The organism is Pseudomonas moorei (genome assembly GCF_008801475.1).
GTDB lineage: Bacteria > Pseudomonadota > Gammaproteobacteria > Pseudomonadales > Pseudomonadaceae > Aquipseudomonas > Aquipseudomonas moorei.
This window is the reverse complement of sequence record NZ_VZPP01000038.1, coordinates 1-2,526: the sequence shown is the minus strand read 5'-3', so window position 1 is coordinate 2,526 and position 2,526 is coordinate 1. Positions and strand designations below refer to the sequence as shown.

Annotated in this window: 3 protein-coding genes; all 3 read right to left on the bottom strand. The window is 61.8% G+C overall.

Annotated features, from left to right (window positions below):
- A partial coding sequence (locus tag F7R06_RS30615) for an NAD(P)(+) transhydrogenase (Re/Si-specific) subunit beta (RefSeq protein ID WP_151149728.1) occupies nt 1-968 on the bottom strand: 968 nt, incomplete at its 3' end.
- Nucleotides 965-1,321, bottom strand: a complete 357-nt coding sequence (locus tag F7R06_RS30610) for an NAD(P) transhydrogenase subunit alpha part 2 (protein ID WP_007992881.1) — start codon at nt 1,319-1,321, stop codon at nt 965-967. The genes F7R06_RS30615 and F7R06_RS30610, both read right to left, overlap by 4 nt.
- Nucleotides 1,322-1,332: 11 nt before the next feature.
- Nucleotides 1,333-2,454 (bottom strand): Re/Si-specific NAD(P)(+) transhydrogenase subunit alpha, encoded by a 1,122-nt coding sequence (locus tag F7R06_RS30605; protein ID WP_090327220.1) that lies wholly within the window; start codon nt 2,452-2,454, stop codon nt 1,333-1,335.
- Between the last annotated feature and the right edge of the window lie 72 nt (nt 2,455-2,526).

Sequence of the window (2,526 nt, the reverse complement as noted above, 5' to 3'; positions counted from 1 at the left end):
ACGGTGTCGGCGTTGGTCAGCAGGAAGGTCGCGTCGTCAGCCGAACCGGATTTCACCGGACGGGCTTCCTTGGCGCCTGCGGGACCGGCGTCGGCTGTATTGCCGAAACCGCCGAGCAGTACATTAAAGAAGGAACGGTTCATCGCCTTGCACATGATGTACGAGAGGATCGCACCGGAGGAGCCCACCAGGGAGCCTGCGATGATCAGCATCGAGTTGTTCAGCGAGAAGCCGATACCCGCTGCGGCCCAGCCGGAGTAGCTGTTGAGCATCGACACCACCACCGGCATGTCGGCGCCGCCGATCGGGATGATGATCAGCACGCCCATGACGAACGCCAAGGCCAGCATCAAGGCGAAGGCGCTGAGGTTGCCGGTCAGCATGAAGGTCACGCCCAGCGCCAGTGTGGCCAGGCCCAGCAGCAGGTTCAGTTTGTGCTGACCGCTGAACTGTACCGGCGCGCCCTGGAACAGACGGAACTTGTACTTGCCCGACAGTTTGCCGAAAGCGATCACCGAACCGGAGAAGGTGATTGCACCGATAGCCGCGCCGAGGAACAGTTCCAGGCGGTTACCGGTCGGGATTTCGTCGCCCAGATGCTGGACGATGCCCAGGGACTGCGGCTCGACGACAGCCGCAATGGCGATGAATACCGCGGCCAGGCCGATCATGCTGTGCATGAAGGCGACCAGTTCCGGCATTTTGGTCATTTCAACGCGTTTGGCCATGATCGAACCGGCGGTGCCGCCGATCAGCAGGCCGACGATCACGTAGACGATACCGTCATGGGCCAGTTCGGCACCGAGCTTGTAGATCAGGCCGACCGTGGTGAGAACCGCCAGGCCCATGCCGAGCATGCCGAACAGGTTGCCGCGACGCGACGTGGTTGGGTGCGAGAGCCCCTTGAGCGCCTGGATGAAGCAGACCGAGGCGATCAAATACAGGGAGGTAACCAGGTTCATGCTCATGCTTGTTGCACCTCAGCCTTGACTGCTTCGGCCTTGGCTGCCGGAGCCTTTGCTGGAGCCGCTTTCTTCTTGAACATTTCCAGCATGCGCCGGGTGACCAGGAAGCCACCAAACACGTTGACCGCCGCCAGCGCCACGGCCAGGGTGCCCATGGTCTTGCCCAGTGGGGTGACGGTGAGGGCGGCGGCGAGCATGGCGCCGACAATGACGATGGCGGAGATCGCGTTGGTCACGGCCATCAGCGGGGTGTGCAGCGCAGGTGTCACGTTCCAGACCACATGGTAGCCGACGTAGATGGCCAGCACGAAGATGATCAGGTTGTAGATACCGTGAGAGATCAGCATGTCTTCCATTGTTTTTATCCTCAGCCGTTCTTGCGCACGATCTGGCCATCGCGGCACATCAGGCACGCGGCGACGATATCGTCTTCAAGGTTGATGTCGAACTGGCCTTCCTTAGTGAACACCAGTTTCAGGAAGTCCAGCAGGTTGCGGGCGTACAGCGCCGAAGCGTCCGCCGCGACCGCGCCGGCCAGGTTGGTCGGGCCGACGATGGTCACGCCGTTTGCGACGACCACCTGGTCGGCCACGGTCAGCGGGCAGTTGCCGCCCTGGGCGGCCGCGAGGTCAATGACCACCGAGCCCGGCTTCATCTGCGCCACGGTTTCCGCGCTCAACAGCGTCGGCGCCTTGCGGCCCGGAATCAGCGCGGTGGTAATGACGATATCGGCCTGCTTGGCGCGTTCGTGCACGGCCACGGCCTGGCGTTGCATCCAGCTGGCCGGCATGGGGCGTGCGTAACCGCCGACACCGACGGCGCATTCACGCTCTTCATCGGTCTCGTAGGGCACGTCGACGAACTTGGCGCCGAGGGATTCGATCTGCTCTTTAACCGCAGGACGCACATCGGACGCTTCGATCACTGCACCCAGGCGTTTGGCCGTGGCAATGGCCTGCAAACCGGCCACACCGGCACCGAGGATCAGCACGCGAGCGGCTTTCACGGTACCTGCAGCGGTCATCAGCATCGGCATGAAGCGCGGATAGTAATGAGCGGCCAGCAACACGGCTTTGTAACCGGCGATGTTGGCTTGCGAGGACAGCACATCCAGGCTTTGAGCACGGGAGGTACGTGGTGCAGCCTCCAGCGCGAACGCGGTGATGCCGCACTCAGCCATCTTGGCGATGGTTTCATTGCTGAACGGGTTGAGCATGCCAACCACAACGGTGCCGCGCTTGATCAGCGCCAGCTCGCTGTCGCTGGGCGCGACCACTTTAAGAATCAGCTCTGCACCAAAGGCATCGTTGGCGCTGCCAATGGTTGCGCCTGCCGCTGCATAAGCACTGTCGACAACACTGGCATTAATGCCGGCGCCGCTTTGCACAGTGACCTTATGACCCTGGCCGATCAGTTTCTTGATGGTTTCCGGGGTTGCAGCAACCCGTGTTTCACCCGTCTGGGTTTCGAGAGGAACACCAATGTGCACGTCAAATCTCCTGCGTGATCTTATTGAGTAAACCCATGCACTACGGATGGTGCGGCTGGGGCGGCCGATCAG